Here is a 6,055-nt window from a genome sequence, read left to right as displayed (position 1 = left end):
TCCCTAAAAGGGAGAGGTAATTATCCATTATCCATTATCCATTATCCATTATCCATTATCCATTAATGAACTATCTTGTTTGAATTTAGTATTAGGTAATATTGTTTTCAGCTTTTTAGTAAGCATTCAACTTTTAGCTTTGAAAAAAGAGAATAGAGATAACTTTAGATAGGGATTTATATTCTCATAATTATTGCTCAATATAAGTGCCTAGGCAAAATTAATTACCTAATTTTCTTCCCTTTGATTTTTACAGTATAGGGTGTTGAGTATCTAGAGTATCTGTAATTAATTTTGCATAATTTACTTAGCTAATTGCTGATAACGCAGTTCCTGTATAATACCATTTCTCAAAAAAAATACTATATTATGATTGCGTGGGGAAGTGTGGGTAGGGACGTTGCATACAACGTCTGTACGGGAGAGGTTAAAAGTAGGAAAAAACAATACTAACCGACTAATAATTGTCAAAAATAGACTTTTAATCTTGGTAACTATTTGACTTCTGAAGTCAAGCTGAAGTACAGCATTACTTTTGGTAATTGCTATAAGAGTCTAGCAAACTGCTAATACCAATTTGAAAAAAGAATGTTACGAATAATAAGGGCAAGAAAAAGACTTTACAGGAGATGTCCATTTGACTAATAAGATCGAATATGAACTAATCAATGGCATCAAAGCTATTCCCATACGACTCCTGACTCCTGACTCCTGACTCCTAAAAAATTACCTGCCTATCTGTAGTAAAAATTTATCAAAATGGTATAAATACTTAAGCTTTTTGCCATATTTTAGTTAATATTAGGGCTTTGAATATAGTCTGAAAACTTAAATAAAACTCTAACCTTAATAGCAAGTTTGAAATTAAAATTTTGCAGAAAATTATTAATTCATCTCTTGGCAATTATTAGATATGAAGTATTCAAGAGAACCTGCAAGAGTTGAACTATTATAGTGAAATATTTGACTCAAATTAAACCTCTAAAAATTGTTGCCTATTGCCTCTTACTGATTGCTTTTCAAAACAAAAAATTTTTCAGTATGCCCTAATTAGCATAACATCAAGATGCTGCTCCAATCGCCCATAATACTATAGGCAAAGTTAAAAAAGATAATAGTGTTGATACTATCACAACTCTAGAAGTTCTTGTTGCATCACCACCAAATTCATTAACTATGATAAAAGAAGTTAAAGCACTTGGCATAGCGCTTTGTAATACTAACACTTGTAAATCAAGCATTTCCAAACTCAGAATTTTACCAACTAAATAAGCAACAAATCCTGCTCCTAACAAACGGACTAAACTAGCACATAATTCATAAGTACCTGGTNATACTATCACAACTCTAGAAGTTCTTGTTGCATCACCACCAAATTCATTAACTATGATAAAAGAAGTTAAAGCACTTGGCATAGCGCTTTGTAATACTAACACTTGTAAATCAAGCATTTCCAAACTCAGAATTTTACCAACTAAATAAGCAACAAATCCTGCTCCTAACAAACGGACTAAACTAGCACATAATTCATAAGTACCTGGTAGAAAACGATTCTTAGATATTTGTATTCCCATCAATAATAAAGCAATTGGAATTGTAGCTCCTCTTAAAAGGTGTAAACCATCATCCAATTTCAGAGGTAATTCAATATCCCATAAGTTCAGAGTTAAACCTAAAATCATTCCCCAAATTATGGGCAGTTTTAGAGTAAAAATAATACCAGACCTAAACCCCCCACCTTTGAGAATAGCAGGCATTGTACTCATCACAATTAAATTCCATGATATTAAATAAATTACTGCCCTTTCTAAACCTGCTTCTCCTAATGCAAATAAAGTTACAGGTAATCCCATATTTCCAGAATTAGGTAAAGCTGTAGTCGCCAATAAACTTTTTTGTAGAGACTCTGAAAAACCTAATCTATTTCCTATTCCCCAAGCTATTAAACAGAGTAAAATATAAGTTAACCCAAAGGCTATAAATATTCCTATTGCTTCCTCAATACTAATAGTAGTTCGATACATTATATCGGTTAGTAATGCAGGAAATAAAACATACAAAGCTAGTCGAGAAAGTGTCAGTTCATCAATGGAAAAATTTTTGCCAAATATAAAACCAGTTAAAACTATACACCCAACTGGAAAAACAGCAGATACAACCGAAAATAAAATCTCAATCATAGTCTAATACTAATTTATAACAATCAGGAATGAGATGAGAGAAAAAACTGTATGGGTTTGGTCTCTAAAATCCCTTCTTTGCTCTGGTTTGGAGACCAAACCTCGTTAGATAAAATATTAAAATTCAAAAACTAGAAATAAACTCTGAAACTCTTACTAATTTACTATTGCCTCTAAACCTATTTCCAAGCATTGGCAAGATTTTTGAAACGAATAAAATAGGATTTATATATTGATTTACTATAGGAATAAATCACAAATTAAGATGTAACTTACTTTTGTGAATTTGGTATAAATAAATCATTTTACAAAGTTATTTTCCAGATATTTCTTCCTTCTGAATTTCNAGGAATAAATCACAAATTAAGATGTAACTTACTTTTGTGAATTTGGTATAAATAAATCATTTTACAAAGTTATTTTCCAGATATTTCTTCCTTCTGAATTTCTCTTGCTACCTTTTGCACTTCACTAAAAACTCTCATTAAATTTCCACCCCAAATTTTTTGAATATCCTCTTCAGTATATCCCCGTGCTACTAATTCTTTTGTAATATTTGGCATTTCTGAAACATCATTTATTCCTCTAACTCCACCACCGCCATCAAAACCTGAACCAATACCAACATGATTAATACCCATAACTTTTACCATATAATCTATATGGTCTACTACATCAGCAACAGTGGGTTGATTTTTGGGATATTTATCATTAATTAGATCATATTTTTATCTAAATTTTTCTATTTCTACTTGACTCAGTTTTCCTTGCCAATAAGCAGTTATTTCTTTGGCAATTGTTTTCATTGCTTTTTTTCTTTCTGCTGTTTGGGGTAGTTTTTTAATATAGGTATCAAAAATACAAATTTGTACAACCCCACCATTCTCTTGAACAGCTTTTAACATTTCATCACTCATATTTCGAGGATGATTTTCGAGAGACCTAGCACTAGAATGAGATGCAATAACTGGTGCTTTTGTTAACTTAATTACATCCCAGAATGTATCATCATGGACGTGAGAAATATCGACCATGATACCTAAACGATTCATTTCTTTAACAACTTTTTCTCCTAGGTCACTTAACCCATTCCATTCTTGTTTTTTATCGGTAGAAGAATCGCCAAGTTCATTGTTTTTGAAATGGGTGATTGTTATATATCTAATACCTTGGTCGTAGAAAAATCTAACATTACTAATATCTTTACCAATTGGATAGCCATTTTCCATTCCCATAAATATTGCCATTTTTCCCATTTTATCCAGCCGTTCAGCATCCTGTGGATTTAAGGCAAGTTCAACTTTATCTGAATTTTCCTCTGCCATCTTTTTTGTTATTTCAATCATCTTAATGGCTTTTGCTTTTGCCTGTTCGTGACCTTGGCGATCGCGTTCTTTTTGAGGAGTAAATATTGCCATAAAGACAGCATCTAATCCACCTTCTTCCATCCGAACAATATCCCATTGACCACTGTCTAATTCTCCTGGTTGATGTCTGATATTGGGTTGAAAATCAGGATATCTATATTGACGATAAGGCCAGTCTATATGACCGTCAATTGTTAAAACTTTTTCGTGTATTTCTTCAGGAGTTAATACTTTCTTTTGCTGCTCTTGAGTTACTTCAGGAGATGGTGGTAATTTTTTGTTAGAGATGGTACATCCATTTACTGTTAAAGAAAGTAGAATTATTGACAGTGATAAGACGGGATTTTTTGATAAATTCATCTAAATTACACCTCAAAATTAGCATTACAAAAAGGTAGGGTTTAATAATTAATAATTAATAATTGACAATTAATAATTAGTTTTTCCGTAATAGAAAGATTACTGAAAAAGAAATTTTTTTCTCCCTGAAAGGAGAGGCTTTAAATCTGTAAGCATTCAGCCGTCAGCTATCAGCTCTCAGCATTCCTCGTTTATTCCATTTATAGTACGAATTAGGATTGAGGTTGAGTGAGAATTAAAAGTCTAGGTAAAAGCAAAAGCATCCGCTAAATTTAGCTATTTAGGTTCATTTTCATTGCTGATAGCTGACCGCTAATAGCTGAATGCTTACTTAAATCTTAATTTCTAGGTCAACAAGTAATTAGGGCTTCCTGAATCAATCTCAAAGCATTTACAAGAAATAAGGTGTCTTTTTAGGTCGTTCAATAATTGATAATTGATAATGGATAATTACCTCTCTCTAAAAGGAAGAGGATTGAATAAAAGGAAAATAAATTCATTGTTTCTCCTTGCTAATGAGGGGCTTTAAACCTTAATTATTCGGTAAAAAGTACCAGGTTTTCAGCCCTTAATGCACGGTTCCCGAAAAATCAAAAATTTAGTATTTTCGGCAAGAGTCGGGAAAAAAATTACTCCACTACTCCCCCGCTCCCCTACTACTTAAAAAATACTTTTTCAGCAAACCCTAATTATAAGTATTAGGAAACAGGGAACTTATCTCTGATAATACTTTCAGTAATCAGGATTTCTATAATACTTAGATACAAAATTCTAGGTTTTAGGGAATAGGGGACAGAGAATAGGGAATAAAAATACAAGTGTATCTCATGCTTACTGAGAAATACTATAAAGTTCAACTTAATCCTTAAAAGAAGTCATACCAAATCTAATTTATTTTGGCTATATATTTGAAAAAAAGCGGTATCTATTATAGCAGCTTTAAAAAGTCATGCTATATTTTATAGCTGGGAAAAATAACAATGAAAAGAACTAAAATTACTGAATATAAAGCATTTACTCCGTAAGCATTTAGCTCATCCTACGGAATGCTACCCATTTCCTGACGGAATGCTCCGCAAACATGTCGCTCCGCGTTTCGGCTGTCGCCGACATGAAAAACGCGCGTTGTGCGCTAGCTAAACAGCTTTTTAATAATAAATGAAGCAAGTATTAGCTTAACTTCTACTACATTTTTAACCGATAATATGATTGACACTTATTAATATTTCATTTTTATTGCTGATAGCTAAAAGCTAACCCCTATTAGCTGTTTCATAAATAGTGAATATACATTCTCCCTCGTCAAGGTCAGTTTTTCTTCCAATACTTTTAATTATCCTTAAATTTATCAATACTAATTCCTACTTATGAGGCAATCAATTAATAGCTAATAGCTGACTGCTGAATACTTAGGTTAGAGCTAAAGGTAGGAGGTTGAGAAAATCATCAAAATATTTACTATTTAGAGAGAAGTTTCAAAGTATTGATTGACTATTCTGAATCTAACCCCCTATTCTTACACAGAGCTGTTANATAGTGAATATACATTCTCCCTCGTCAAGGTCAGTTTTTCTTCCAATACTTTTAATTATCCTTAAATTTATCAATACTAATTCCTACTTATGAGGCAATCAATTAATAGCTAATAGCTGACTGCTGAATACTTAGGTTAGAGCTAAGGGTAGGAGGTTGAGAAAATCATCAAAATATTTACTATTTAGAGAGAAGTTTCAAAGTATTGATTGACTATTCTGAATCTAACCCCCTATTCTTACACAGAGCTGTTAATTATAAATATTCGGTTACTATAATTTCTCAAGTTTTGTCTTTTCAGCTTTATAATAATAGCTAGATTAATCTATTTTCTTGAACTCCCAGAGTCAAGGTAGTGCTTGAAAAATTTTATAGTGAATATACATTCTCCCTCGTCAAGGTCAGTTTTTCTTCCAATACTTTTAATTATCCTTAAATTTATCAATACTAATTCCTACTTATGAGGCAATCAATTAATAGCTAATAGCTGACTGCTGAATACTTAGGTTAGAGCTAAAGGTAGGAGGTTGAGAAAATCATCAAAATATTTACTATTTAGAGAGAAGTTTCAAAGTATTGATTGACTATTCTGAATCTAACCCCCTATTCTTACAC

The 6,055-nt window shown here is 31.9% G+C and carries 2 protein-coding genes and 2 pseudogenes; all 4 read right to left on the bottom strand.

Annotation, left to right across the window (positions count from 1 at the left end):
* Positions 1–1,061: 1,061 nt before the first annotated feature.
* Positions 1,062–1,332: pseudogene (locus tag AFK68_RS35045) on the bottom strand (AEC family transporter); the annotation flags it as partial.
* A 1-nt stretch (position 1,333) separates the two neighbouring features.
* Positions 1,334–2,180 (bottom strand): AEC family transporter (locus AFK68_RS45240; RefSeq protein WP_143437883.1); only part of this gene is annotated, 847 nt, incomplete at its 3' end.
* 416 nt (positions 2,181–2,596) lie between these two features.
* Positions 2,597–3,907 (bottom strand): annotated as a pseudogene (locus AFK68_RS14595) (dipeptidase).
* A gap of 422 nt (positions 3,908–4,329) precedes the next feature.
* Positions 4,330–4,407, bottom strand: a complete 78-nt coding sequence (locus tag AFK68_RS45235) for a DUF4896 domain-containing protein (protein ID WP_371357262.1) — start codon at positions 4,405–4,407, stop codon at positions 4,330–4,332.
* Positions 4,408–6,055: the final 1,648 nt, after the last annotated feature.

It is taken from the genome of Hydrocoleum sp. CS-953 (genome assembly GCF_002260545.1).
In the GTDB taxonomy this organism is placed as follows: domain Bacteria; phylum Cyanobacteriota; class Cyanobacteriia; order Cyanobacteriales; family Microcoleaceae; genus Trichodesmium.
The sequence above is the reverse complement of the archived record's forward strand: the minus strand, read 5'-3'. Positions and strand labels throughout refer to the sequence as shown.

Bases quoted from the DNA above. Each gene is read 5' to 3' on its own strand.
- AFK68_RS45235 (WP_371357262.1), bottom strand. From the start codon at position 4,407: ATGAATTTATTTTCCTTTTATTCAATCCTCTTCCTTTTAGAGAGAGGT.